Here is a 24,168-nt window from a genome sequence, read left to right as displayed (position 1 = left end):
GCCAGGCGTGACCGTGCGAGGGCGGGCCTGTGAGAGGTGAACGTGCGAAGGCGGGCCTGCGAGAGATGAGCGTGTGAGGCGGGCGTGCGAGGCGTGATTGTGCGAGGCGCGAGCCCGCGAGGCGTGAGCGTGCGAGGGCCGGGCCTGCGAGAGGTGAACGTGTGAGGGGCGGGCCCGCGAGAGGTGATCGTGCGAGGGGCGGGCGTGCGAGAGGTGACCGTGTGAGGGCGGGCCGATGAGGAACGGACGTGCAAGGGGCGAACGTGCCAAGGACGGGCCTGCCAGGCGTGAGCGTGTGAGAGGGCAGAGATTGGTGCCTGCGCGGCTCTCGGTTGGCGATGTGCTGCGGGTCGGGGCGGTGGGGTTGCGTACTCGGCCGGTCCGCGTTGTGTTGTCTGCGCTCGGCATTGCGATCGGCATCGCGACGATGATCTCGGTGGTGGGGATCTCGGCGTCCGGCAAGGCTGAGGTGTTGCGGCAGTTGGACGAGCTCGGAACCAACCTGCTGGTGGCCGGGCCTGGGGAGTCGATGCTCACTGGTGAGAAGATCAAGCTCCCCAAGGGCGCGGAGAAGATGGTGCGGCGGATCGACGGCGTCGAGCAGTCGGCGGCCATCGGCTCGCTGCCGGGCACCGTCCGGCGCTCCGACAAGATCTCCAAGGACGAGACCGGCGGGATCACGGCGCAGGCGGCCACCGAGGAACTGCTTGAGACGCTGGACGCCAAGATCCGCGCCGGTACGTGGCTGAACGCGGGTAACGGGCGCTACCCGTCCGTCGTCCTCGGCTCCGTCGCGGCGGAACGGCTGGGCATCAGCGAGATCGGCCAGCAGGTCCTCGTCGGCGGCCGGTACTTCACCGTGATCGGCATCCTCGACCCGCTGCCGCTGGCGCCAGAGATCGAACGTTCCGCATTGATCGGCTGGACGGCGGCGCAGCGGTACCTCGGCTTCGACGGCCATCCGACCTCGATCTACGAACGTTCCGCAGATGACGCCGTGTCCCGGGTCCGCGAGCTCCTACCGCGCACGATCAACGCGGAGAACCCGCAGGACGTCACGGTCACCGATCCGTCGGCGGCGCTCCAGGCCAAGGCCGCCGCGGCGGGTGCGTTCACCGACCTGCTCCTCGGGCTGGGCGCCGTCGCGCTCCTCGTCGGCGGCGTCGGCGTCGCCAACACAATGATCATTTCGGTGCTGGAACGGCGGCATGAGATCGGGCTCCGCCGTTCACTCGGCGCGACCCGCGGGCACGTCCGCCTGCAGTTCGTGACCGAGTCGCTGCTGCTGTCCGGACTCGGCGGCGTCGTCGGGGCGGTGCTGGGCACGCTGGCAACCTTCGGGTACGCCACGTCCACCGGCCTGCCTCCCGTGGTACCCCTCTGGTCGATTGCGGGTGGCCTCGGCGCGACCCTGGTCATCGGCACCATCGCGGGCCTCTACCCGGCCGTCCGGGCCGCCCGCCTATCGCCCACCATCGCTCTCCAAACCGCCTGACCGAGCCCACCGTCCAACCGAATCCGTCGTCCAACCGAGCCCACCGACCGACCAAATCCGCTGCCTGACGTAGCCCGCCGACCAACCAAGTCCGCCGACCAACCAAGTCCGCCGCCGGGCCGAGTCCGCCGCCTGACGTAGCCCGCCGTCCGGAAGAGCCCGTCGTGCGGACGAGTCCCGCGGCGCAGGCGGACTGCGGCGCGGGACTCGTGCTGGTCAGAGCGGGGAGGGTCTGGGTTACAGCGGGGGACGGCCCTGCAGGATCAGCGGGTCGATGGCGTCGGAGGGCGTGGTGGTCAACGTCTGCGCCTGGGCAGGCACGTTCGCCCAGCGGAGCAGGTCAGCGATCGCCTTGGCTCGCTGCGCGGCCGGCAGCTTCTCGATGAGCTTGCCGCTGTGGTTCATGCCGGGGGCGGTGTAAACGGCCGAGTCGCGGGTGCCCTTGCCAAGCCTGAAGCGCTCAGAGCCCCATGGGTCGTTCGCCCCGTACAGGAACATCAGCTTGCTGCCCCGCGCACGCACCCAGCCGTCGATGTCGCGCATCGCCTTGCCGCCGTCGAAACGCATCCGGATGTTGCGCGGCACATACGTACGCGGCTGGTAGCTGCGCTCGTACCGCAGCAGCGGGCGCAGGTGCTTGAACTGCGGCGTGGGCCAGCCCAGCTGGGTGCCCGCCTGGTAGTAGTACGGGATGTACGGCTGCAGGCCCTGGTCCGTGTAGAACGAGATGCCCGCGATCGAGTCGAGGCTCTTGTAGAGCACGTCGTCCGAGGCGTTGAGGGCGGGCAGGGACTTGCAGTCGGACTGCAGGGCGTACTGCCAGAAGCCCCACTCGTAGTCCATGACCGAGTTCTCGAACGCGCGGTCCGGGGTGCGCAGGATCGTGAACGTCCAGCCGTTCTTGGCGGCGTCGGCCTTGAAGCGCTGCAGCATGGCGGGACGCCGCTTGAGGAGCTCGCGGGCCAGGCGCTTCACGTGCGTCCGGCACTGCGGGTCGGTGCCGACCGTCGCGAAGAACCGGTCGTACCTGCTGTCCTCCTTGTTGTTGACGTCGTTCGGCGCCACGTACACCACGCTGCCGTCGACGTCACGCGGGTAGAAGCGCTTGTGGTAGACGACCGTCATGCCGCCCTTGCTGACCCCGGTGGAGATCCAGCGCTTCTTGTAGATCTTCTTGAGCGCCTGGATGATCCGGTGCTCGTCGGTGGCGGCCTGCCAGATCGTGTCCTTCGTCCAGTCCGTCGGCTGCGGCCGGGACGGCGTGAAGTAGCGGTACTCGATCGAGATCTGGTTGCCGTCCACGAGCGCCGTCGGCTCGGTCTTGAACATGACCTCGGGCGTGTTGTAGCCGCTGGTGTACCGCACCATCGGCCGGTCGAGCGACTTGTGCTGGAGCATGATCCGCTGCTCGAACCACCGGCCCTTCGGGCGCCGGTGGTCGACCGGCTGCCGGTACTTGAGCCAGAACCAGCGGTAGCCGGGCATCGTGGAGGTCTTCTCCTCCACCGTCATGCCCTTGATCGCCTTGAGCCGCGCCGCGAGGTCGTCGTTCTGCGGCTGAGCGGCGGCCCGCGTGCCCGGGGTCGCTCCGGCCGCGGCCTGCGCGGTGGCGATGGCACCGGTGCTCGCGGCCAGCCCGGCGGCGAGCAGCAAGGCCATCGACCCTCTGGAAACGTTTACCATCGTCCGCCCTTCGTGTGGGGTCTCCACAATTCGCGAAGGCGACATTAGAGGGGTAGATGGGACATAAACGGATCCATGTTTTGCTTGTTATCCACCCGTGACAACCCGGTTGCCCGCACCGCAAGCCCTGTGTCAGCTCCCCGCGCACCATCGGACCGCTCGCTGGGCGTTGTCATGCGATTCGGATGGGCATAATGTCGGCTCTAGGAGTGGCTTTCCGTAGCAACTCCGTTCCAAACAGTGATCTTCGCGGGGGGACGCGATGTTCGTTCAGATCATCCAGGGCAAGGTCAGCGACGCCGCAGAGGTGAAGGACGCACTGGACCGCTGGGTCCGCGAGCTGGCTCCAGGGGCGAACGGCTGGCTCGGCAGCACGGCCGGAGTCTCCGACGACGGAACGTTCATCACGTTCGCCCGGTTCGAGAACCGGGAGGCCGCGCGGCGGAACAGCGATCGCCCCGAGCAGGGCCAGTGGTGGATCGAGACCTCCAAACTCTTCACCGCGGAAGTGACCTTCCACGACTGCACCCAGACCGACACCTGGCTCGGCGGCGGCTCGGACCGGGCGGGCTTCGTCCAGGTCATGCAGAATCGGATCCGCGACTTCGCGGGCCTCATCGACTACATGGGGCAGCAGGACGACAGGGCCATCCGCGCGTTCCGGCCCGAGATCATCGGAAGCGTCATGGCGGTGCACGAGGACGGCAGCGGCATCAGCGAAGCCGTCTACTTCACCTCCGAGGCCGAGGCGAGGGCGAGCGAAAGCAAGGAAATGCCCCCGGAACTGCGGGACCAGTGGGAGCAGATGATGCGCTTCTACGAGGGCGAGTTCACCTACCTCGACCTGCACACCCCCTGGCTGTACTCGCCCTGAGCAGGCGGGTGCAGGGCGTAGCCGTCGTCCCAGGGAGCCAGCCTTTCGAAGAGCCGCTCGTCGTGCCAGCGGCCATCCACATGGATGTGCCGGCGAGCGACGCCCACGGCCGTGAATCCGTTGCGCGCCAGCACGCGCTGCGACCTGTCGTTGTCCACCCGGGTGAAGGCTTCCACCCGGTGCAGGCCCAGCTCGCCGAAGGCCAGGTCGAGCGCCTGCCGTACGGCCTCGGTCGCGACCCCGCGGCCGGCGCGGTCCTGTGCCACCCAGTAGCCGACGAAGCAGCTCTGTAGCGGCCCGCGCAGGATGTTGTTGAGCGTGATCCTCCCGGCGATCTCCCCGTCCTCGAGGATCACGCCCGGCCACATCTCCCCTGCGGCATGCGCCCGAACGAGGTCATGCACGTTCGCCCGCTGGCCCTCCACGGTGAAGTACGACGCCTCGCGCACGGGCTCCCATGGCCGCAAATACTCCCGATTGCCCAGACAGAGCGCGGTCAGCTCCTCCGCGTCGCCCACCCGGACGGCCCGCAGCCGGACCGCCTGCCGAGCCCAGGCCGTGTCGCCGGGCGCCGTGACGACCCTCGGCTCGTCGGTGACGGTCATCGATCCGCCGGTGGCATGTAGCGCCCGATGAACTCCCGCTCCTCCGGCGTGAAGCGGCGCAGCCGGTTGCCCTCCACGTCGAACGCGACGAGCGTCGAGGTGGCGGTGGCGTACACGTTCTCGTCGTCCCGCACCTCGTAGGCGAGCTTGAACGAGGCGGCGCGCGCCTCGGTGACCCACGTCTCCACCCGCACCGGGTACACCGTCGGCAGCAGCGGCAGCTTGTAGTCGATCTCATGCCGGGAGATCACCATGCCGCGGACGGGCTGCTCCCCCTTGCGCACCGGGTCGCCGTGGAACATCTCCAGCCGCGCGTCCTCCAGGTAGCCGAGGAACTTCACGTTGTTGACATGCCCCTGCGAGTCGATGTCGCCGAACCGGAGATAGAACTCGTACACGTGCCGGAAGTCCGCCGGGGGCAGGTTCTTTCGCTGCATGTCCTCGCCTGGGGTCGGGTGCGAACGCCGGAGTCCTCCGCCCCGGCCTCCGGGTCGGATCTGGATCCCGATGCTATCCGCCCGCACCATGCGCCCCGTTCGAGACCCTTGACCCGCAACGTGCACTGTACTGGGCGGCGGGCAGCCCAGTTGCGCGCCCCAGCGCAGGTGTGCCGCTTGGCGCGCGGAATCTGCGCCCGGCTCAGGCACGCCGCCCGGCGCAGGTGCGCGGATGCCCAGTTGGTGGCGTGGGATGCGCAGCACATGACGTGAAGGCACAGCGAGCGGCGCCAATGTGCGCCACGTCGCAGGTCTGCCCCAGGGACGTATGCGCAGCAGGCAGGGCGCCGCCTGGCGTAGGTGCGCTGGCACATCACGGAAGGCTCCACCAGCGCGTGCGCGGCACGTGACGCGAAGGCACGGCAGGTGCGAATGTGCAGGAGTAGCGCCAACCTGCTCCCTGCACGGGTATGCGCCCGGGCACAGGTGCGCCGCCCGGCACAGGTACGCCGCCCGGCACAGATGCGCCGCCCAGCGCGGGTACGCGGCCCGGCACAGGTACGCCGCCCAGCGCGGGTACGCGGCCCGGCACAGATGCGCCGCCCAGCGCGGGTACGCGGCCCGGCACAGATGCGCCGCCCAGCGCGGGTACGCGGCCCGGCACAGATGCGCCGCCCAGCGCGGGTGCGCCGCCCAGCAGGTGTGCGGGTGCGCAGCGGCGGCCGGGCGCGGATGTCCAACTAGCGGCGCCCAATGTCGCCATGGCGCAGGTGTGCCCTAAGCGCGGGTGTCCAGCGGGCGGCGCTGGGGTGCGCTCCGACACAGGGGTACTGCGCGGCGGGGTGCGTGGGTGGCGGCGCCGGAGGGCGCCGCCCGGCGCGGGGTTCGCGGCGGGCGGCGCGGTGCGGTCAGTCGCGGGTGAGCTTGCGGTGGGTGACGCGGTGCGGGCGGGCCGCGTCGGCACCCAGGCGCTCGATCTTGTTCTTCTCGTAGTCGGCGAAGTTGCCCTCGAACCAGAACCAGCTGGAGCCCTCTTCCCACGCCAGGATGTGCGTGGCGATGCGGTCGAGGAACCACCGGTCGTGCGAGGTGATCACGGCGCAGCCGGGGAATTCGAGGAGGGCGTTCTCGAGGCTGGACAGCGTCTCGGTGTCGAGGTCGTTGGTGGGCTCGTCCAGCAGCAGGACGTTGCCGCCCTGCTTGAGGGTCAGCGCCAGGTTGAGGCGGTTGCGCTCACCGCCCGACAGCACGCCCGAGGCCTTCTGCTGGTCCGGGCCCTTGAAGCCGAACGCCGCCACATAGGCCCTGGACGGCATCTCGACCTGGCCGACCTTGATGTGGTCGAGCCCGTCGGAGACGACCTCCCAGACGTTCTTCTTCGGGTCGATCCCGCCGCGGCCCTGGTCGACGTACGAGATCTGGACCGTGTCACCCAGGCGCAGCTGTCCGGAGTCGGGCTGCTCGTCGCCAATGATCATGCGGAACAGTGTGGTCTTGCCCACACCGTTCGGGCCGATGACGCCGACGATGCCGTTGGGCGGCAGGTTGAACGAGAGCTTCTCCATGAGGAGCCGGTCACCGAAGCCCTTGGTCAGGTTCTCCGACTCGATCACCAGGTTGCCCAGGCGCGGGCCCGGGGGGATCTGGATCTCTTCGAAGTCGAGCTTGCGGGTCTTGGCGGCCTCGGAGGCCATCTCCTCGTACCGCTGCAGACGGGCCTTGCTCTTGGTCTGCCGGGCCTTGGGGTTGGACCGGACCCACTCGAGCTCGTCCTGCAGGCGCTTCTTGCGCTTGGCGTCCTTGTTGCCCTCGACCTTGAGGCGCTCGGCCTTCTTCTCGAGGTACGTCGAGTAGTTGCCCTCGTAGGGGAACAGGCGGCCGCGGTCGACCTCGCAGATCCAGCCGGCCACGTTGTCGAGGAAGTACCGGTCGTGGGTGACCGCCAGCACAGTGCCCTCGTACTTCTCCAGGTACTGCTCCAGCCACTGCACGCTCTCCGCGTCCAGGTGGTTGGTGGGCTCGTCAAGAAGCAGCAGGTCAGGGTGTTGCAACAGCAGCTTGCACAGCGCCACGCGTCGGCGCTCACCACCCGACAGGTTGGTCACGGCAAGGTCCCCGGCCGGGCACCGCAGCGCGTCCATCGCCTGCTCAAGCTGGCTTTCGAGATCCCAGGCGTTGCGATGGTCGAGTTGCTCCTGCAGCTTGCCCATCTCCTCCATGAGCGCATCGGAGTAGTCCGTCGCCATCTTCTCGGCGATCTCGTTGAACCGGTCGAGCATGCCCTTGGTCTCGGCCACGCCCTCCTCGACGTTGCCGAGGACCGTTTTGTCCTCGTTCAACGGCGGTTCCTGCTGCAGGATGCCCACGGTGTAGCCGGGCATGAGGCGGGCTTCACCGTTGGACGGCTGCTCCAGGCCGGCCATCATCCGCAGCAGCGTCGACTTGCCCATGCCGTTCGGACCCAGGACACCGATCTTGGCCCCGGGCAGGAAGCTCATGGTGACGTCGTCAAGAACGACCTTGTCACCGTGCGCCTTGCGCACGCGCTGAAACGTGAAGATGTACTCCGCCATATCGTCAAGCCTAGGGGACCCGGACCACCATTCGTTGCAGCGTCAGCCGACTGCCCCCGCCCCACCATGGAAGGAAGCCGAGGAATGGCCACAACCGCGGGCTCCCGCCGGAGCCAGCAGGAACGCACCAGGGCGACCACCGGCGCTCTGGTCGCGGCAGCGCGAGAGCTCTTCGTCCACGACGGGTTCGCGGGCACCTCGCTGGGCGCGATCTGCGACAAGGCCGGCGTCACCCGCGGCGCGTTCTACCACCACTTCGGCAACAAGGAAGAGATCTTCCGCGAGGTGTACGCGGCTGACCAGGAGGAACTGGCGGCGGTCGTCCGGCGGGCCTTCCGCGCCGAACAGGACCCGTGGGACGGCATGCTGGCCGGCTGCCGGGCGTTGCTGACGGCCTCCCTGGAGCCCGCCGTCTGCGAGATCTCGCTGGTCGAGGCCCCGGGAGCGCTCGGCTGGACCGTCATGCGCGACATCCAGTCGCACTGCAAGGGCCAGATGCGCGAAGGGCTCGCGATAGCCGTACGCGCGGGCTGCATTCCCGCGCGCCCACTGGAGCCGCTGACCTCCCTCTTGTACGGCGGCATCTGCGAAAGCGCACTGGACATCGCCCGAGCCGAGGACCAGCAGGCCGCCGTAGAAGAGAGCCTCTCGCAGGTAGAACTCCTGCTGGCGGGGGTAGCGGGCCGCTCCACCCCAGGCTGCGCCCACACCTGAGACCCGTTGTGCACACCTTGCCTTCACTTCTCTGCCTCATTGACATACATACTGTATGTATGTAACTTCTCGATCATCACGGGAGGAGAGGATCATGCGAGCGATCCAGCAGGCGGCGTGGGGCGGCACGGAGACCATGGAGCTGGTCGAGGTCGAGAGACCCAAGCCGGTCTTCGGCGAGGTGCTGGTCCGGGTCGTGGCGGCCGGGGTCAACCCGGTGGACGTCTACACGCGGATGGGCGTGGCCTACAACCGTGTGCTCGACCTGCCGTTCATCAACGGCTGGGACGTCGCCGGAGTCGTGGAGGAGACCGGGTACGGAACGTCGCGCTTCGAGGTCGGCGACCGGGTGTTCGGGATGCCGTGGTTCCCGCGTGCAGCAGGGGCGTACGCGGAGTACGTCACGGCCCCGGCCCGCCATTTCGCCCTCATCCCCGACGAACTGACCTTCATCGAAGCGAGCGCCCTCCCCTTGGCCGGCCTGACGGCCTGGCAGATGCTCACCGAGGTGGCCGACGTCCACCCAGGCGAGCGCGTGCTGGTGGCGGGGGCGGCAGGCGGCGTGGGGCATCTGGCCGTCCAGATCGCCAAGGCCCTCGGCGCCCATGTCACCGGAACGGCCAGCGCGGCCAAGCACCCCTTCGTCCTTGGCCTGGGCGCCGACGAGGTGATCGACTACACGACCGACGCGGCCCGCGACATGGACGTCGTCATCCAGATGTTCGGCGGCGAGCACGGCCTGCGAGCACTCGAAAGCCTCCGCCCTGGCGGTGTCCTGGTCAGCGGCCAGGCGGCCTGGACCCCTGGGATGCACGAACGCGCGGCCGAGCTGGGCGTGCAGGCCCGCGAGTACCTCGTCGACCCGGACGGCGCCGGGCTGGAGGCGCTGGCCGATCTCGTCCGCAGGGGACGGCTCAAAGCGCATGTCGAACGCGAGTTTCCCCTGTCCGAAGCCGCCGCCGCCCACGACCTGATCGCCAAGGGCCGTACCACCGGCAAAGTCGTCCTCACCATCTGAAGGAGAACCATGGCCGGCACATCCGACGTCGTCCGCACCTACGCGGAGGCCAAGAGCCGCTCCGACATCACAGCGGCACTGGCGGTCTGCCATCCCGACGTGATCTTCGAGACCATCCCCTTCCAGGCCGTCGCCCACGGAGCCGACGAGGCCAGGGCACAGTTCACCGGCTTCCTGCGAGCCTTCCCCGACTACAACGTGGAGCTGGAGTACCTGGCCGAGTCCGGTGACCTGGTCATCGGCGCCGGAACGATCCACGCGACGATGAAGGACTCCCTGGCCGGCATCGCACCGACCGGAAGGTCCTACGCCCTCCCCTTCGCCTGCCACTGGACCGTCCGCAACGACCTGATCACGCACGAGCGGTTCTTCTTCGACTTCCACCAGATGTGCGAGCAACTCGGCCTCTCCACCGACGAAGCAGGAGCCCACCTGGCAATCTGGCGAGAACGCACCAACCCCACCCCCTGAACCAACCCACCCCGATCCCCCACGCCACACCAGGCACCCCGCAGGGCCAGTCACACCTCCCGCGGGACCAAGTCACACCTCCCGCAGGGCCAGGGACGGGCCTGCAGGGCCAAGTCAGACCTCCCGCGGGTCCAGGGCCAGCCCCCACGGGGCCAGGGTGTGTCTCAAAGTCAGCCGCCTTATTACGCACCCGCAGGCACACCGCCGGATTTGCCCTCTCCTTGCACACCCGCAGGCACACCTCTGCGGAGTGGCCGCCGTACTACGGACCCCCAGACATGCACCTCGCGAGGTTGTCGCCGACCCACGAGATGTGCGCACCTGGACGCCGCTCACCACGGGCGGCGACTTCGCGACACGGAACTAGTTGTCGGTGGGTTTGGGGCCTTCGATCGCCGGGAGGCAGACCCGGTCGCGACCGGACTCCTTGGCGCGGTAGAGGGCCAGGTCGGCCGCGGCCAGGAGCTCGATGAGGTCCTCTCCGTGCATGCGGAAGAGGGAGACGCCCACGGAGATGGTGACGCCCACGGTGCCGTCCTCGGCGGGGACGGCCAGGCGGCGGACTCGGCCTCGAAGGCGTTCGGCCACGCGGCAGGCCTCCACGGTGTCGGCGCCGGGAAGGAGCACGACGAACTCCTCGCCGCCGAAGCGGCCTACCACGTCGTAGTCGCGGAGCTGGCCGCAGAGCGTGCTGGCCACGCCGATGAGGACCTGGTCGCCGACCAGGTGGCCGTGGGTGTCGTTCACCCGCTTGAAGTGGTCGATGTCGATGAGCAGGAGCGCCAGGGGGTCGTGGGAGCGCTGGGCGCGGGACAGTTCGGTGTCGGCCTCGCGTTGCCAGGCCGCGGCGTTGAGCAGGCCGGTCTTGGCGTCGGTGCGGGCGGCGGCCTGGAGCTGCTGGTGCATCAGGCTGCGCTGGAGGAGGACGACCGGCGGCAGGGCCAGCAGAAGGAGGAACGGGGAGAGGGCGCTGGTGATGGCCACGAGGACGCCGACGCAGAGCTCGACGACGTCCAGCAGCAGGCTCTCGCGGTTCCACAGGACGTCGCGCCAGCGGCTCTCGGGGTTGGCGGCGTGAGCGGCGACGGCCACGATGGCGGTGTTGACCACCGTGAACAGGGCCGCGCACGCAACGGCGACCGGGATGCCCGGATAGCCGTCGACCACCCAGGTGGGGTCGCCGCCCAGGGGATCGGGAACGGCCAGGTGGAAGACGACCGAGGCGGACGCCCCGGCCAGGCCGTGCGCGGCGGTGACCAGGACCCGGCGGTAGAGCAAGGTCCGGCGGACCCGGAACTGCAGCAGTATCTGCAGCGGGATCGGGATGAGCAGGGCGTAGACCGGGGGCAGCAGAAGGGCGACCGGCAGCCACCAGGCCGAGAGGAGGTCACGCGCCACACCGGCGGGCATGCCGAGCCGGCGGGAAGCTTCGATGCAGACGGCGCCACAGGCCAGCAACGCGGCAAATGTCAGTAGATCATTGAGCCGGACCGGGGTGCGAGCAAGGCCGACCAGGGTCAGCACGAGGTGCAGGGCGCCGACCGCGGGCACGTAGACGGCCAGCAGGGACAGGCGCCCGTGAATGCCACGGCGCCGGGGCCTGCGGGCCAGGTCCCCACCTCGGTCCTCGGCGGACGACTGCACTGCCGTCATCCTTCCCCCTTACGACTCACGTTGTGTAACACGATAGGTGCAACGTGTGCGGAACGGGTCGGAAAACGGTACCTTCAATAGCGCACATGTAGGTGACCGCTCTGGGTCCCTACGGACGGGGCCAGCGGGCACGCTGTCCTCAGCACCACCGGAGGGGGAAGAAACCATGCGCGGCGTTTCCTGGATATAAGGCGGCCCGCAACCCCTACGGCCGGGGGCGCCGACCGGCAGGTCGGCCGGCTGCCGACGACGCCCCCGCAACCGATGGGTCCCGGATCAGCCATCGGGGGGCTGGTCCTTGCCCATCACCTTGATCGACAGCGCATGCACATCCCGGTCGAGCGTTCGCATCTGCTCCTCCACCAGGCTCAGCCGCGCATCCACCTGATCCAGCCGGGCATCGACTCGGCCCAGCCGGGCGTCGACTCCCTCCAGCCTGACGTCCATCCCGTCCACGCGAGCGTCGAGCTGGTCGAAGCGAATATCCATCTCCCCTCGGAGACCCTCGAACAACGCCCGCATCTCATCGCGCTGCCCCTCGAACAACGCCCGGTATTCCGTGCGCTGGCCTTCGACCAGGGCCCTGTACTCGATGCGCTGGCTTTCGAGCAGGGCCGCGTTCTGGTCGCGGTGACCCGCCAGCATCGCCGCGTTCTCCGCGCGCTGGCCCCCGAACAATGCGCGGTACTCCGAACGGTGGCCTTCGAACAGCGCACGGTACTCGGTGCTCTGGCCCTCAAGGACCGCCGTCGTCTCCGCACGCTGATCCTCGAACAACGCCCGGTATTCGGCGCACTGACCGTCGAACAATGTGCGGTATTCGGTGCGTTGCGTCTCGAACATCGCCGCATTCTCCGCACGCATGCCCTCGAACTGCGCCTTCGTCTCGCTGCGGATCCACTCGAACTCCGCTCTCGTTTCGCTGTGGGAGCCCTCGAACTGCACCTTGGTCTCACTGCGCACACCCTCGAAGAGCGCCTTGGTCTCACTGCGCATGCCGTCGAACATCGCCTTGGTCTCGCTGCGGAGTCCGGAGACCTCAGCCTTCATCATGCGGACGGCGAACCCGATCGTCGCCATCATCGTGGTGACGAAGAGAGTGAGTGTGACCCAGGGCTGATTCACAGTCACAGAGAGTACGCCTTTCGGCGTCGCGAGGGGCGATATCCGCGCACTCTGTGACTGCAGACGGATACTTTCAGTGACGACAGCGCTCAAGCGGCCTCGGTCCGGAGATCGAGCTTGTCGTCTTCGCCACGTTCGGCGCCGTCCGCCTCCGTGGTCGCCTGGTCGGCCTCCGTGGTGACCTGGTCGGCTGTCTCTCCGGGGGCGGCGAGGGGACCTGCGACCGCCCACTGGTCGGCGGCGTCATGAGCCACCTGGCGGTCCTCCTCGCTGAGGGCGCCGCTTCGCTGGACGGGGCGGAAGTCGGCCGTGCCACGCGAGAGGTCATGGCCCAGCGTGCTGGCCTCGATCTCGGCGGAGAACCGGTAGTGCCCGTCCTTCTCGTACTGCCGGATGCGCAGCCTGCCGGTGACGACGACGGGATAGCCGCGCTTGAACTCGGACGCGTTGACGTTGTCGGCGAGCTGGCGCCAGCAGTTGACGGTCAGGAAGAGCGTGTCGACGTCCTTCCAGAGCCCGGACTGCCGGTCGAAGCGGCGCGGGGTGCAGCCGACCCGTAATGACAGGAACGGGGTGCCATTGCCCGTGATCGTGTAAAAGGGCTCTGCGGCGATCCAGCCGACGACGGTGATCTGGGCCTCGTTCACATGTCCTCCACTTCGGTCGTCGTGCGAAGCCTTCATGGCTCCGCACGACCACCACGTTGGCGCATGCTCACCCTCCGTGAAAAGCCCCTCACGAAACTGTGGATAACTTCGGGACAGCTCGAGACAGCCCTAGCTGCGGACGGCTTCCACGTTGTCGCGGAACCGCGCGTAGGCGTCGAGCTCGGCGGCCACCGGCGTCAGGACCTTCTCCTCGGCGACCACGGCGATGCGCTCCCGCATGTGCTGTTCCATGCGTTCGCCGTGCTTGGCCGACTGCAGCGCGACCATGTTGCGGCAGGCGGACGAGGTCAGCGCGCCCATGCCCAGCGTGCAGATGACAAGGATCGCGACGTACGGGATGAGGCCCGCCTCGCCGACCATGGAGGTCGGGGCGTCGGCCACCTCGAAGAGGCCGTACACGAGCAGGAGGCCGATCCAGGCGACACCCAGGATGGAGACCAGGACCAGGAAGTACTGCCAGGTCTTGACCAGCCACCACCAGCGCGGGATCTGGTTGAACGTGGGCAGCGCCTCCTTGAGCGCTTCACCGAGGGCCTCGGGGAGCTCGGCCGACTGGGAACGGGCCGCGGCGCGGACCGAGCGCGCCCAGGGGCCGGGCAGGTCGGCGACCACCCCGTCGGTGACGCCCTGGAGGGCGGTGTCGACGTCGCCCTGCTGGGCGCCGATGGGGCCGGTGAACGCGCCGCGCAGCTCGTCGCGCAGCTCGGTGAGGCGCATACGGCGCAGGGGGTCCGAACGGAGGCGGGTGATCAGGGCGCTGACCGGCCAGCCCACGAAATCGGCGGCGCGCAGCTCGTACGCGCTCTCCATCGCCTCGGCGACGGCGGGCGCGCCTGCCGCGTCGGTGAGGGCTTGGACGAGCTCGGTACGGCGTGCCTCGTCGACGCCCGCAGGCGGCTCGGCGGCGCCGCGGAACTCGACGAAGCGTTCGGAGAGCTTGTCGACGTCGGCGGTCAGCCGTTCGGAACGGGCGCGACGGGCGGCGACGGTGTCGACCAGCACCCTCCGGAAGCCCGCGACGCCCTCCTCGCTCACGGCGGACGTGGTGACGATCCGCGGGTCGGCCAGGCCTTCGGCCTCCAGGAGGCGGCGGAGGTCGGCCACACAGTCGTCGACCTCGGCCGGCTGCAGCTTGTCGACCTGGTTGAGGACGATCAAGGTGACCCCGGCATGGCGGGCGAACGGGACGATGTAGTTGCGGTGCAACGCCGCGTCCGCGTACTTCTGCGGGTCGACCACCCACACGAGGAGGTCGGCGATGGTGACGAAGCGGTCCACCTCGGCGCGGTGCAGCGCCTGGATGGAGTCGTGGTCGGGCAGGTCGAGCAGGACGAGACCCTGCAGCGAGCTGTCGGCGCGTTCCAGATCGAGCGCGCTGGCTCGGGCGTAGCGGTGGCGCTTGTCGACGTCGAGCCAGTCCAGGAGCGGGCCCGCGCCGTCGAGGCCCCAGACGCAGGCGTGCGCCTTGGAGGTCATGGGCCGCCGCACGCCCGTGGGCGACAGCTCCAGCCCGCAGATGGCGTTGAACAGCGAGGACTTGCCGCTTCCCGTACCGCCGGCGAGCGTGACGACGGTGTGCTCGCCCGACAGGCGCAGGCGCTGCCCGGCTCGGTCGAGGAGCACGGCGGCTTCCGCCAGGATCGGCGCGTCGAGCCGGCCGCTGCCGAGCTCGACCAGCTGGTCGAGCCGGTCGAGCCGGTCGGTGAGCCCGGCGGCGCCGTCGAGGGCGTCCGTCGCCGGGATCGGGATGCCGCCGGTCCCCGCCGGGGACTTCGCGGGAATGGCCGAGGTAGTCATCGGGCGACCTCGAGGTTGTACGTGGCCTGGTAAAGCTGGACTGGGGTCGTCTCGTCGGGTATGCCTGCGGCGTCGAGTACCTGCCCGTACCGCAGGGCCTCCTCGTCGAACAGCATGCCGATGCGGCTCCGCAGGTCGGCGCGGGCCTTGGCGCCCATGCCGCGCAGGGACTCCGCGCCGAACAACGCCTTGAGCAGCCGCTGCGGCACTGCGCTGGTGCCGCCCTCGACGGCGACGTCGGAGGTGCCGTAACCGAGCAGCCCGATCATCAGGACCAGCGACAGCGCCTCCTCGTCGAAGGAGACCAGCTTGGCGACCGAGCGCTTGGTGACGCCCTCGGTGCGGATCAGTTCCTGAACGTGGTCCTGCCAGGAGCTGACGGCCCGGGTGACGCGGCGCGACAGCTCTGGGGACGCGTGCCCGAGGCCGATGGCCGGACGGGCGAGGACCTGGCCGCCCGCCGGGTGCGCCCGCCACCGGACGAGCACCTGCTCGGCGGCGTGCTCGGCGGACGCGATGATCAACGACTCCAGCCCGCTGCGCAGGGCGCTCTTGAGCGCGCGCACGCGGGCGGGGCTGCGGCGCCGGCGGCTGGAGCGCCGTCCCGGCCGCCCACGCTGAACGTGGAGAGCGCGCAGGAGATCACCCGTTCCGGCGAAGTCCTGCCAGCGGGCCAGTACCTCGCCGCGCAGCAGCGAACCGTTGCGGGTGTCCTCGTCCAGCTCGGCGAGGGCCGTGCCGTACGCGGCCTCGACCTCCTGCGCCAGCTCGGCACGCTGCTCGACCTGGACCTCGACCTGCTTGGCCAGCTCCGGCACGCGGATGCGAAGGCTGTCGAGCACGCCGCCGAGGGTGTCGCCGATCACGATCTCGCGATCCTCGGCGTTCTCGGCCACCCCGACCAGCCAGGCCCGCACGTCCTCGGCGGCCTCCTCCGGCAGCCGGCTGTCCTCGATCTTGGTCTCCGGGATGGTGAACCGCCGCGCGTCACCGACGCCGTGCTCGGTGAGCATCTCGGCGAAGTGGTCGACGACCTCCGAGCCCGCGCCCTGCGGCACCCGCGAGAGCACGACCCCGATGGTGGCGCCGTTGTCCTTGGCCCGCTGCAACATCTGCCACACCTGGGCGTCGGCGTACCGCGCCGCCGTGGTGACGCACAACCACAGGTCGGCGGCGGCCATCAGCTTGGTCGCGAACTCGAAGTGGTCTTCGAAGACCGAGTCGAAGTCCGGGCTGTCCAGCAGCGCCAGCCCCGGCGGGAGCGCCTCGCTGGGGATGATCACCAGCTGGTCGCCCGCGATGGCGTCCGGCGCCGGGCCGGGAACGCGCCCCATGCCGGGCAGCAGCGGCCCCTCCAGGAACCAGTCGTTGTGGTCGGGGTGGCACACCAGGATCGGGCTGCTGGTGGTCGGCCGCAACACGCCGGTGGCGCTGACCCGCGCCCCCACGAGCGTGTTGACCAGCGTCGACTTGCCCGCCCCGGTCGAGCCGCCCAGCACCACGAGCATGGGCGCGCTCGCCGCCTGGATGCGCGGCAGCACGTAGTCGTCGAGCTGTGCCTTGATGTCGAGCTGCGCCGCCCGCGCCTCCTCGACCCCGGGCACGTCGAGCACCAGCTCGAACGCCCCGAGCTGATCGCGCAGCCCGGTCAGTGCCCTGGTGAGCTCTCCCTTGTGCACCGGTCCACGCCCGCTCACCGGCCGGCGCCCCGAGAGCGCCTCCGTCCCGCTGAGATCCACCGCCCCGGGCGGCATCCCGCCCTGCGCCGCCGAACCCTGATCACTGGACGCCCGTTCACCGGTCAAAGGCTCACCAGACACCCCTCCGCCAGACGAACGCTCGGCGGAGAACCACCCGCCGGACGCCCCCTGGCTGGACGAGCCCTCAGACGAACGCTCGCCGGACGACCACTCCGTGGACAACGGCTCAGCGGAAGACTGCTCGCCGGACGTCCCCTCACCAGGCGACCGTCCGCCTGAAGATCCCGCGCCGGACGGCGGCTCGCTGGACGAGCGCTCGGCGGACGCCCTGTCGCCGGGCGAGTCCTTCGCAGACGAACGCACGCCAGAAGACCGCGCGCCGGACGGCTCCTGGCCGGAGGACCCGGCGCCGGACGACCGCTGACCGGACGAACGCTGGATGGGCAACGGCTCGGCAGACGACCGCTCGCCAGACGATGGCTGGGCGGACGACGGATCACCAGACCCCCGCTCAGCAGACGACGGCTCAGCAGGAGACCGCTCGGCAGACGCTCCCTCACCGGGAGACCGTTCACCCGAAGATCGCGGACCGGACGACAGCTCGCTGGACGGCCGCTCGGCGGACGCCCTCTCGCTGGACGAGCTCTCGCCGGACGAACGCACGCCAGAAGAGTGCGCGCCGGACGGCTCCTCGCTGGACGCCCCCGCGCCAGACGACCGCTCCGTGGACGACGGCTCGGCAGACGACCGCTCGCCGGAAGACCGTTCACCCGAAGATCGCGGACCGGACGACGGCTTGCTTGACGATCGCTTGGCGGATGCCCTCTCGCTGGGCGAGCCCTCGGTGGACGGCTCCTCGCTGGGCGAGCCCTCGGCAGATGACGGCTCTGCGGATGAGGGGTCGCTGGACGGTTCCTTGGCGGGCGACGCCCGTTTGGCGGGCGACCGCTTGCGGGGTGACCGTTTGCCGGTCGAGCGCTCGCCGGACGAGCTCTTGCCGGACGAACGCTCGCCGGGGGAGCCTTCACTCGAAGACGGCTCGCCGGACGGCTGCTCGGTGGGGGCCGGTTCCTTCGCGGGCCCTGTGGTGGGCCGGGCGGGCTCGGGAACGGCGCCGGTGCCGGCGCGCTCCGGGCCGGCACCCGCCTCCTCGTCATGGACCGCGCTCTGCTCTGCCGGGGGTGTCACGGATCCCGTCCCATGTCCGCTCGAATCATGTCGATCTCTCGTGCCACATTGACCACGTCGCCCACGACCACGATCGCGGGTGGCCGGACTCCGGCGGCCGCCATCTCGTCGGCCACAGTGCCCAAGGTGGCCGTCAGCGCCCGCTGTCCCGGGAGGGTGCCGTCCTGAACCACGGCCACCGGCGTGTCAGACGACCGACCATAGCGCATGAGGGTGGCGGCGATGAGGCTCATCCGCTCCACCGCCATGAGCAGCACCAATGTGCCCTCTGACCTGCCAAGGGCTGCCCAGTCGACGGTCGACGCCGGAGTGTCGGGGGCGATGTGGGCGGATACGACGTGGAAGTCCTGGGCCACTCCCCGGTGGGTCACCGGGATGCCGGCCGCGGCGGGCGCCGCGACCGCGCTGGTGACGCCCGGCACCACCGTCACGGGAATGCCGTGCTTGGCGCAGTGCAGCACCTCCTCGGCGCCGCGGCCGAAGACGAACGGGTCGCCGCCCTTGAGCCGCACCACGAACCGGCCCTGCCGCGCGTGCTCGACCAGGTAGTCGTTGATGCGCTCCTGCGTCACCGTGCGCCCATACGGGATCTTGGCGGCGTCGATCACCTCGACGTCCGCCGGGAGCTCGTCGAGCAGCTCGCGCGGGGCGAGCCGGTCGGTCACCACGACGTCGGCCTGGGCCAGCAACTGCCGCCCGCGCACCGTGATCAACGCGGGGTCGCCGGGCCCGCCGCCCACCAGCGCCACACCGGTCGGCTTGTGCCGCGAGTGGCGCGCTTCGAGGGTCGCGTCGCGCAGCCCGTCCACGACCGCGTCGCGGATGCCCGCCGCGCGCCGCGGATCGCCGCCCGCCAGCACACCCACGGTGGTCTCGCCGACCTGCCCGCTCGCGGGGGTCCAGGCGGCGGAGGCGTCGGCGTCATCGGCGCGAACGCACCACACCCGGGCGTTCTCCGCCTCGGCTGCGACCGCGGCGTTGACCTTGCCGTCGTCGCTCACGGCCTGCACGAGCCAGGCCCCTGCGCAGTCGCCGCGTTGGTACTCCCGCTGGAGCCATGTCACCCGGCCGTCGTCGATCAGGCTCTCCAGCGAGGGCGTGACCTCCGGTGCGACGAGCACGACGTCGGCGCCGGCCGCGAGCAGCGCCGGTACGCGCCGCTGGGCGACCCGGCCCCCGCCGACGACGAGGACGCGCCGCCCGCTGAGTCGCAGGCCTAGCAGGTACGGGGGCAATGCACTCTCTCGATCAGGACGCGGGTGACTGACATGTGCCTTTGCGGACTAAAGGTACCGGGGTTGCGGAGCCCATGGAGAGTGCTCTCCCCCAGTCGATAGCCGAGCGTGACTCAACCCGTGATCAGCTCGTTACGGAGTCGACTCCCTTTTTACCGCTCACCCCCGCAGAGTCGAAGGTCGCGACCTCGTGCATGACTCGTACCGCGCCTTGGACGAGCGGCAGCGCGAGAAGAGCTCCCGTCCCCTCACCCAGCCGTAGTTCGAGATCGACCAGCGGCCGGAGGCCGAGGTGGTCGACGGCCGCCGTGTGGCCAGGCTCCGCTGACCGGTGCCCGGCCACGCAGGCACCGAGCACGTCCGGGCACATCGCCGCCGCCGCGAGGGCCGCCGCCCCGGCGATCACCCCGTCGAGGATGACCGGCACGCGCAGCGCCGCCCCGCCGAGGATGAATCCAGCCAGCGCGGCGTGTTCCAGCCCGCCGACCGCCGCCAGCACGTCCAAAGCCGCCGGGCCGTCCAGCGTCGCTAGGCCGTTCGAGGGCGCTGGGGCATTCTGGGGCGCTGGGTCAGATGGCAGGAGACCGTGGCGGGTGAGGGCCGCGCGGACGACGTCGATCTTGTGGGCGTGGGTCTCGTCGTCGATGCCGGTGCCGCGGCCCGTCACCCGCTCGGGGGGCAGGCCGGTGAACGCGGCGATCAGGGCGGCGGACGCCGTGGTGTTGGCGATCCCCATGTCTCCGGTGATCAAGCAGCGGGCGCCCGCGGACACCAGGTCGCGGGCGACTTCGATGCCGGTCTCCGCGGCCCGAACGACCTGGTCGGGGGTCATCGCCGGGCCTTGAGTCATGTCGGCGGTGCCCGGGGCGACCTTGCGGGGCAGCAGGCCCGGCGCGGGGTCCAGCTCGGCGGCGACGCCGACGTCCACGACGCTGACCTCCGCGCCCACCTGGCTCGCGAACGCGTTGACCACCGCGCCGCCGGCCAGGAAGTTGGCGACCATCTGGGCGGTGACCTCCTGGGGCCACGGCGTCACACCCTGGGCGTGCACGCCGTGGTCCGCGGCGAAGATCGCGACGGCGGCGGGCTCGGGCAGCCGCGGCGGGCTCTGCCTCGCCAGCCCGGCGAGCCGGACCGCCACCTCCTCCAGGACGCCCAGCGAGCCGGGCGGCTTGGTGAGCCGCGCCTGGTGATCGCGGGCGTCCCGCATCGCGGCCTCGTCAAGCGGCTCGATCGCCGCGACGGTCTGCTCGATCAGGTCCACGGGTGCCTCCCCTGGCAGCCTGCGCCGCCCGTACGTCTCGTCGTGGACCGCCCACGCGAGCGGGCGGCGGCGTGCCCATCCCGTCAGCGCCAGCTGCGGCGCCGGCGGGAACTCGGTGACATGGCCCACACACAGGTATGCCACGACTTCGACATGCGCAGGAAGGCCCAGCTCAGCGGCCAACTCACGTTCATCGAAGAAACTCACCCATCCAACGCCCAGCCCTTCTGCGCGCGCCGCCAGCCACAGGTTCTGCACTGCGCAGGCGACCGAGTACGCCGCCGTCTGTGGCTGGCTGTGCCGGCCGAGCGGATTCCGGCCGCCGCGTGTCCGGTCGCACGTGACGGCGATGTTGACCGGCGCCTCGCGGATCGCCTCGACCTTGAGGTGGTCGAACCGTTCAGCCCGTGGACGCGTCAGGCTCGCGGCGTACGCGGCGCGCTGCCGGTCGGCGAGCCCGCGGATCCGGTCCCGCCGGGCCGGATCCCGGATGATCAGAAAGTCCCAGGGCTGCGTCAGCCCCACCGACGGCGCCCGGTGGGCCGCCTCCAGGATCCGCGTCAGCACGACGTCGTCCACCGGATCGGGCAGAAACCCGTCGCGCACGTCGCGCCGCTCCGCGATCACACGTTGAACGGCGCTCCGCTCCACATCCGAAAAACCCCTAGCACCACGGACCGGCCCCGCGCCCTCGTTCGGGTTAGATGCCGAGGTCACTGAGGACCTCCAGCAGGGCGTCGTTGGAGGCGCGGTCGCGGACCGCTACGCGCAGCCAGTCCGGGCCCAGACCTGGGAAGGTGTCACCGCGCCGGACGGCGTAGCCGCGCTGCCGCAGCAGGGCACGGATGCCCAGCCCGTCGGGCACGCGCAGGCAGAGGAACGACGCGCGGGCGCCCGGGACCACGTACACCCCGCGGGAGGACAGCTCCGTCGCCAGGCGGGTGCGCTCCTCTCCCAGCTCGACGGCCCACTGCTCCGCCTCGTTCAGCGCGTCCGCCTCGCAGCAGGCCTCGATGGCGACGAGAGCGGGCGTGGAGAGCGCCCAGAGCGGCTGCGCGGCGGCCAGGCGGGCGGTCAGGTTGGCCTCGGCCAGCAGGTATCCGGCCCGCAGGCCCGCCAGGCCCCACGTCTTGGTCAGGCTGCGGATCACGACGAGTCCCGGTCCTGGCACTCCCGCCAGGCTCTCCGGCTCGCCCGGCACGCAGTCCATGAACGCCTCGTCCACCACGACCGTGCGGCCGGGGCGGGCCAGCGCGGCGACGGCGGCCTCGGGATGCAGCACCGAGGTCGGGTTGGTCGGGTTGCCGATCATCACCAGGTCGGCGTCCGCCGGTACGGCTTCCGGGTCGAGGGTGAAATCCTTGTCCAGGACGACCCGTTCGACCTCGTGGCCGGCGGCCCGCAGCGCCGCCTCCGGCTCGGTGAACTGCGGGTGCACGACCACCGCGCGGCGCGGTTCCAGCACCCGGGCCAGCAGCACGAACGCCTCGGCGGCACCGGCGGTGAGCAGCACCTCGTCGACCGCCCGGCTGTGCCGCCGCGCCACCGCGCACCGCGCCGCGCCCTGGTCCGGGTAGGCGGCCAGGTCGGCGATCGAGGCCCGCAGCCGGGACGCCAGCCACTCCGGCGGAGTGTTGGAACGCACGTTCACGGCGAAGTCGGCGAGGCCGTCGCCGACCTCGGCGTCACCGTGGTGCAGCAGGTCCGCCTCGTCGATCTGCTGCGGTTCGGTCACAAGACCACCCCTTCTCGGAACGGAGCGAAGGGGAGTTCGAGCACCAACGAATCAGTGTGCATGAGCATGCCCATGGCCGTGCCCGGCCGGATCGTCGGGGTGGTGGTGCGGGAGCTGCGGGGCCCCTACGCGGTCCTCGAATCCGGGCATCGCGATCCGGTAGACGCACGTGTCGCAGTTCATCCGGATGTCGCCCAGGAGGGCTTCCTCGTACCGCTCGACCACCAGCCCGGCCAGCCCGTCGCAGTCGCCGATCACCTCGGCGCAGCGCACGTCCAGCTCACGATGCTCGTCGGCATAGGCGCGCGCCTCCGCCACCACCCGATCCGGCAGAACGCCCGAGAAGAGGAAGTACGGCAGCACCACGATCCGCCGCGCGCCCAGGCGGCGAAGCCGGTCCAGGCCCTCGTCGACGCTCGGCCTGGCCAGCGAGATGAACGCCGGCTCCACAGCGGCCAGCCCGAGACCCTGATCAGCCCCGGACGCCCCGCGCCCTTCCCAGAACAGCCGCGCCACCTTGTGCACCTCGGCGTTGGCGTCCGGGTCCGTCGATCCCCGCCCCACCAAAAGGACCGCCGTATCCGCAGCCTCCCCTGACAGGTCCGGAGTCTCCTCCGGCAGGATCGCCGTCTCCGACGTCTCCCGCGACAGATCGACCGCTTTCCCTGGCACGTCCGCAGCCGCCTCTGGAGGGTCCGTCGCTTCGCCTGGTTCGGTCCCGAGTGCTGCTCTGAGCCGTTCTTCCAGCAGTCCGAGGAGCGTCGGATGAGGTCCGAGGGGCCTGCCATAGGTGTACGAGAGGCCTGCGTGTCGTGCGAGTTCGCGGGACATCGCGCCTGGGATGTCGCCCTTGCCGTGGCCTGCGGCGACGAGCACCAGCGGCACGGCGGCGACCCGCCTGTGGCCGGCCGTGTAGAGCTCCGCCACCGCATCGGTCAGCGGCGGAGGTGACAGCTCGATGAAGCCTCCCGCCACCTGCACGGGCATCCGGGCGCGCAACCGCGCCACGAATCTGCCGAACTCCGCGACGCCCGACTCGTCCCGCGTGCCGTGCCCGACCACCAGCAATGGCGGCTTCAACGTTGGTCTCCCTCGTAGTAGAGCAGCGCGTTGCAGGCGGCCGCGGCGACCGCCGACCCGCCCTTCTCGGAGTAGTTGCTGAGCTGCGGCAGCCCGCTGGCGCGCAGCGCCTCCTTGGACTCCGCGGCGTCCACGAAGCCGACCGGGAGCCCGATGACCAGCGCCGGCCGCACCTTCTGCTGGATCAGCTCGAACAGCGCCGTCGGGGCGCAGCCCACCACCCAGACCGCGCCCGGTCCCACCTCCGAGTACGACAGCCGGACCGCCGCCGCCGAACGGGTGATCCCCGCGGCCCGGGCCATCCGCGCCGACGCCGGGTCGCTCACGTGGCAGATCGTCTCCCGGGCGGTGATCCCGGCGGCGACCATCTCGACGTCGGTGACGATCGGGGCACCCTGCATCAAGGCCGACCAGCCCTGCCGGAGGGACTCCTCGGTGGTCACCAGGTCCACCGCGTACTCCAGGTCGGCGCTGGAGTGGATCACACGCTCGGCCACCGCGCGCCACAGCGGCGGCATCGGCGACAGGTCCACGCGCGACCGGAGGATCTCGTACGACCGCACCTCGATCGGGTGTGGCTGGCGAACGGTCATTTGATCGCGCATGGGCTCTCCTCGGTCGCGCATGGACTCTCCTCGATCGCGTCCAGCTTTTCGTCGATGGCGTCCAGCTTTTCCTCGATGGCATCGACGGGGCACACCTCGATGCACTCCCCGCAGCCGGTGCACAGTTCATCGAGGACGAGCAGGGGACGTCCGTGCGGGCGGATCGCGTGTTCGGGGCATGTCAGCAGGCATGCGCCGCACCCCTGGCACCGGTCGGTGACGATCACGCGCAGGTCGGTCACGTTCGG

The 24,168-nt window shown here is 70.3% G+C and carries 20 protein-coding genes and 1 pseudogene; 6 read left to right on the top strand and 15 right to left on the bottom strand.

What is annotated here, in order from left to right:
• Positions 1–388 precede the first annotated feature (388 nt).
• Positions 389–1,495, top strand: coding sequence for an ABC transporter permease (locus F8566_RS20845; protein WP_225993362.1), 1,107 nt, complete (start codon positions 389–391; stop codon positions 1,493–1,495).
• Positions 1,496–1,732: 237 nt separating this feature from the next.
• Here the strand turns inward: F8566_RS20845 and F8566_RS20840 are convergent, their stop codons facing one another.
• Positions 1,733–3,154, bottom strand: a complete 1,422-nt coding sequence (locus tag F8566_RS20840) for an alpha/beta hydrolase family protein (RefSeq protein ID WP_151562303.1) — start codon at positions 3,152–3,154, stop codon at positions 1,733–1,735.
• A 286-nt stretch (positions 3,155–3,440) separates the two neighbouring features.
• Here F8566_RS20840 and F8566_RS20835 point away from each other — a divergent pair, with 286 nt between their 5' ends.
• Positions 3,441–4,052 carry a hypothetical protein gene (locus F8566_RS20835; protein WP_151562301.1) on the top strand — a complete coding sequence of 204 codons (612 nt, stop codon included), beginning with the start codon at positions 3,441–3,443 and terminating at the stop codon, positions 4,050–4,052.
• Here the strand turns inward: F8566_RS20835 and F8566_RS20830 are convergent.
• The 3 genes from F8566_RS20830 to ettA form a co-directional block, all read right to left on the bottom strand.
• Positions 4,013–4,657: a GNAT family N-acetyltransferase gene (locus tag F8566_RS20830; protein ID WP_151562299.1), complete on the bottom strand. Its 645-nt coding sequence runs from the start codon at positions 4,655–4,657 to the stop codon at positions 4,013–4,015. The genes F8566_RS20835 and F8566_RS20830 overlap by 40 nt on opposite strands.
• The gene (locus F8566_RS20825) at positions 4,654–5,094 is read right to left on the bottom strand and encodes an acyl-CoA thioesterase (RefSeq protein ID WP_151562296.1); all 441 of its coding nucleotides are present in this window, start codon (positions 5,092–5,094) and stop codon (positions 4,654–4,656) included. The genes F8566_RS20830 and F8566_RS20825 overlap by 4 nt, the downstream gene beginning before the upstream one ends.
• A 908-nt stretch (positions 5,095–6,002) precedes the next feature.
• Positions 6,003–7,667, bottom strand: coding sequence for an energy-dependent translational throttle protein EttA (gene ettA / locus F8566_RS20815; protein WP_151562292.1), 1,665 nt, complete (start codon positions 7,665–7,667; stop codon positions 6,003–6,005).
• Positions 7,668–7,751: 84 nt separating this feature from the next.
• Between ettA and F8566_RS20810 the strand changes: the two genes are divergently transcribed.
• The 3 genes from F8566_RS20810 to F8566_RS20800 all read left to right on the top strand — a co-directional run bounded on the left by F8566_RS20810 (position 7,752) and on the right by F8566_RS20800 (position 9,870).
• Positions 7,752–8,381 (top strand): TetR/AcrR family transcriptional regulator, encoded by a 630-nt coding sequence (locus tag F8566_RS20810; RefSeq protein ID WP_151562290.1) that lies wholly within the window; start codon positions 7,752–7,754, stop codon positions 8,379–8,381.
• Between the two features lie 94 nt (positions 8,382–8,475).
• Entirely contained in the window at positions 8,476–9,399 is a 924-nt protein-coding gene (locus tag F8566_RS20805) for an NADP-dependent oxidoreductase (RefSeq protein WP_151562288.1), read from the top strand.
• 9 nt (positions 9,400–9,408) lie between these two features.
• Positions 9,409–9,870, top strand: a complete 462-nt coding sequence (locus tag F8566_RS20800; RefSeq protein WP_151562286.1) for an ester cyclase — start codon at positions 9,409–9,411, stop codon at positions 9,868–9,870.
• A gap of 363 nt (positions 9,871–10,233) precedes the next feature.
• Here F8566_RS20800 and F8566_RS20795 read toward each other — a convergent pair whose 3' ends face one another.
• The 5 genes from F8566_RS20795 to F8566_RS20775 all read right to left on the bottom strand — a co-directional run bounded on the left by F8566_RS20795 (position 10,234) and on the right by F8566_RS20775 (position 16,918).
• Positions 10,234–11,523: a sensor domain-containing diguanylate cyclase gene (locus F8566_RS20795; RefSeq protein WP_151562284.1), complete on the bottom strand. Its 1,290-nt coding sequence runs from the start codon at positions 11,521–11,523 to the stop codon at positions 10,234–10,236.
• 276 nt (positions 11,524–11,799) lie between these two features.
• Positions 11,800–12,741 (bottom strand): hypothetical protein, encoded by a 942-nt coding sequence (locus F8566_RS20790; protein ID WP_151562282.1) that lies wholly within the window; start codon positions 12,739–12,741, stop codon positions 11,800–11,802.
• Entirely contained in the window at positions 12,738–13,295 is a 558-nt protein-coding gene (locus F8566_RS20785) for a single-stranded DNA-binding protein (protein WP_225993361.1), read from the bottom strand. The genes F8566_RS20790 and F8566_RS20785 overlap by 4 nt, the downstream gene beginning before the upstream one ends.
• Before the next feature lie 129 nt (positions 13,296–13,424).
• Complete coding sequence (locus tag F8566_RS20780; protein WP_151562278.1) at positions 13,425–15,113, bottom strand: P-loop NTPase family protein; 1,689 nt, start codon at positions 15,111–15,113, stop codon at positions 13,425–13,427.
• Positions 15,110–16,918 carry a GTPase family protein gene (locus F8566_RS20775; protein WP_225993360.1) on the bottom strand — a complete coding sequence of 603 codons (1,809 nt, stop codon included), beginning with the start codon at positions 16,916–16,918 and terminating at the stop codon, positions 15,110–15,112. Before F8566_RS20775 ends, F8566_RS20780 begins: the two co-directional genes overlap by 4 nt.
• Before the next feature lie 109 nt (positions 16,919–17,027).
• Between F8566_RS20775 and F8566_RS20770 the strand changes: the two genes are divergently transcribed.
• Entirely contained in the window at positions 17,028–17,237 is a 210-nt protein-coding gene (locus F8566_RS20770; RefSeq protein ID WP_151562277.1) for a hypothetical protein, read from the top strand.
• A 760-nt stretch (positions 17,238–17,997) separates the two neighbouring features.
• Here the strand turns inward: F8566_RS20770 and cobA are convergent.
• The 6 genes and pseudogenes from cobA to F8566_RS20740 form a co-directional block, all read right to left on the bottom strand.
• Complete coding sequence (cobA, locus tag F8566_RS20765) at positions 17,998–19,236, bottom strand: uroporphyrinogen-III C-methyltransferase (protein WP_151562274.1); 1,239 nt, start codon at positions 19,234–19,236, stop codon at positions 17,998–18,000.
• A gap of 124 nt (positions 19,237–19,360) precedes the next feature.
• Positions 19,361–21,226, bottom strand: a pseudogene (gene cobT / locus F8566_RS20760) (nicotinate-nucleotide--dimethylbenzimidazole phosphoribosyltransferase); the annotation flags it as partial.
• The gene (gene cobC, locus F8566_RS20755) at positions 21,201–22,235 is read right to left on the bottom strand and encodes an Rv2231c family pyridoxal phosphate-dependent protein CobC (RefSeq protein ID WP_151562270.1); all 1,035 of its coding nucleotides are present in this window, start codon (positions 22,233–22,235) and stop codon (positions 21,201–21,203) included. The pseudogene cobT and the gene cobC, both read right to left, overlap by 26 nt.
• A gap of 51 nt (positions 22,236–22,286) precedes the next feature.
• Positions 22,287–23,315, bottom strand: coding sequence for a sirohydrochlorin chelatase (locus tag F8566_RS20750; protein ID WP_151562268.1), 1,029 nt, complete (start codon positions 23,313–23,315; stop codon positions 22,287–22,289).
• Positions 23,312–23,920: a precorrin-8X methylmutase gene (locus F8566_RS20745; RefSeq protein ID WP_225993359.1), complete on the bottom strand. Its 609-nt coding sequence runs from the start codon at positions 23,918–23,920 to the stop codon at positions 23,312–23,314. Before F8566_RS20745 ends, F8566_RS20750 begins: the two co-directional genes overlap by 4 nt.
• Positions 23,905–24,162 (bottom strand): indolepyruvate ferredoxin oxidoreductase subunit alpha, encoded by a 258-nt coding sequence (locus F8566_RS20740; RefSeq protein WP_225993358.1) that lies wholly within the window; start codon positions 24,160–24,162, stop codon positions 23,905–23,907. Before F8566_RS20740 ends, F8566_RS20745 begins: the two co-directional genes overlap by 16 nt.
• Between the last annotated feature and the right edge of the window lie 6 nt (positions 24,163–24,168).

Origin of the sequence: Actinomadura rudentiformis (assembly GCF_008923185.1) — a bacterium.
GTDB classification, from domain to species: Bacteria; Actinomycetota; Actinomycetes; order Streptosporangiales; family Streptosporangiaceae; genus Spirillospora; species Spirillospora rudentiformis.
Note: the sequence above shows the minus strand (reverse complement) of the source record. Positions and strands in the feature narration are given on the sequence as shown.

Coding starts and splice junctions, on each gene's coding strand:
- F8566_RS20840 (WP_151562303.1), bottom strand. CDS start 3,154: ATGGCCTTGCTGCTCGCCGCCGGGCTGGCCGCGAGCACCGGTGCCATC.
- F8566_RS20835 (WP_151562301.1), top strand. CDS start 3,441: ATGTTCGTTCAGATCATCCAGGGCAAGGTCAGCGACGCCGCAGAGGTG.
- F8566_RS20830 (WP_151562299.1), bottom strand. CDS start 4,657: ATGACCGTCACCGACGAGCCGAGGGTCGTCACGGCGCCCGGCGACACG.
- F8566_RS20825 (WP_151562296.1), bottom strand. CDS start 5,094: ATGCAGCGAAAGAACCTGCCCCCGGCGGACTTCCGGCACGTGTACGAG.
- ettA (WP_151562292.1), bottom strand. CDS start 7,667: ATGGCGGAGTACATCTTCACGTTTCAGCGCGTGCGCAAGGCGCACGGT.
- F8566_RS20810 (WP_151562290.1), top strand. CDS start 7,752: ATGGCCACAACCGCGGGCTCCCGCCGGAGCCAGCAGGAACGCACCAGG.
- F8566_RS20805 (WP_151562288.1), top strand. CDS start 8,476: ATGCGAGCGATCCAGCAGGCGGCGTGGGGCGGCACGGAGACCATGGAG.
- F8566_RS20800 (WP_151562286.1), top strand. CDS start 9,409: ATGGCCGGCACATCCGACGTCGTCCGCACCTACGCGGAGGCCAAGAGC.
- F8566_RS20795 (WP_151562284.1), bottom strand. CDS start 11,523: ATGACGGCAGTGCAGTCGTCCGCCGAGGACCGAGGTGGGGACCTGGCC.
- F8566_RS20780 (WP_151562278.1), bottom strand. CDS start 15,113: ATGACTACCTCGGCCATTCCCGCGAAGTCCCCGGCGGGGACCGGCGGC.
- F8566_RS20745 (WP_225993359.1), bottom strand. CDS start 23,920: ATGCGCGATCAAATGACCGTTCGCCAGCCACACCCGATCGAGGTGCGG.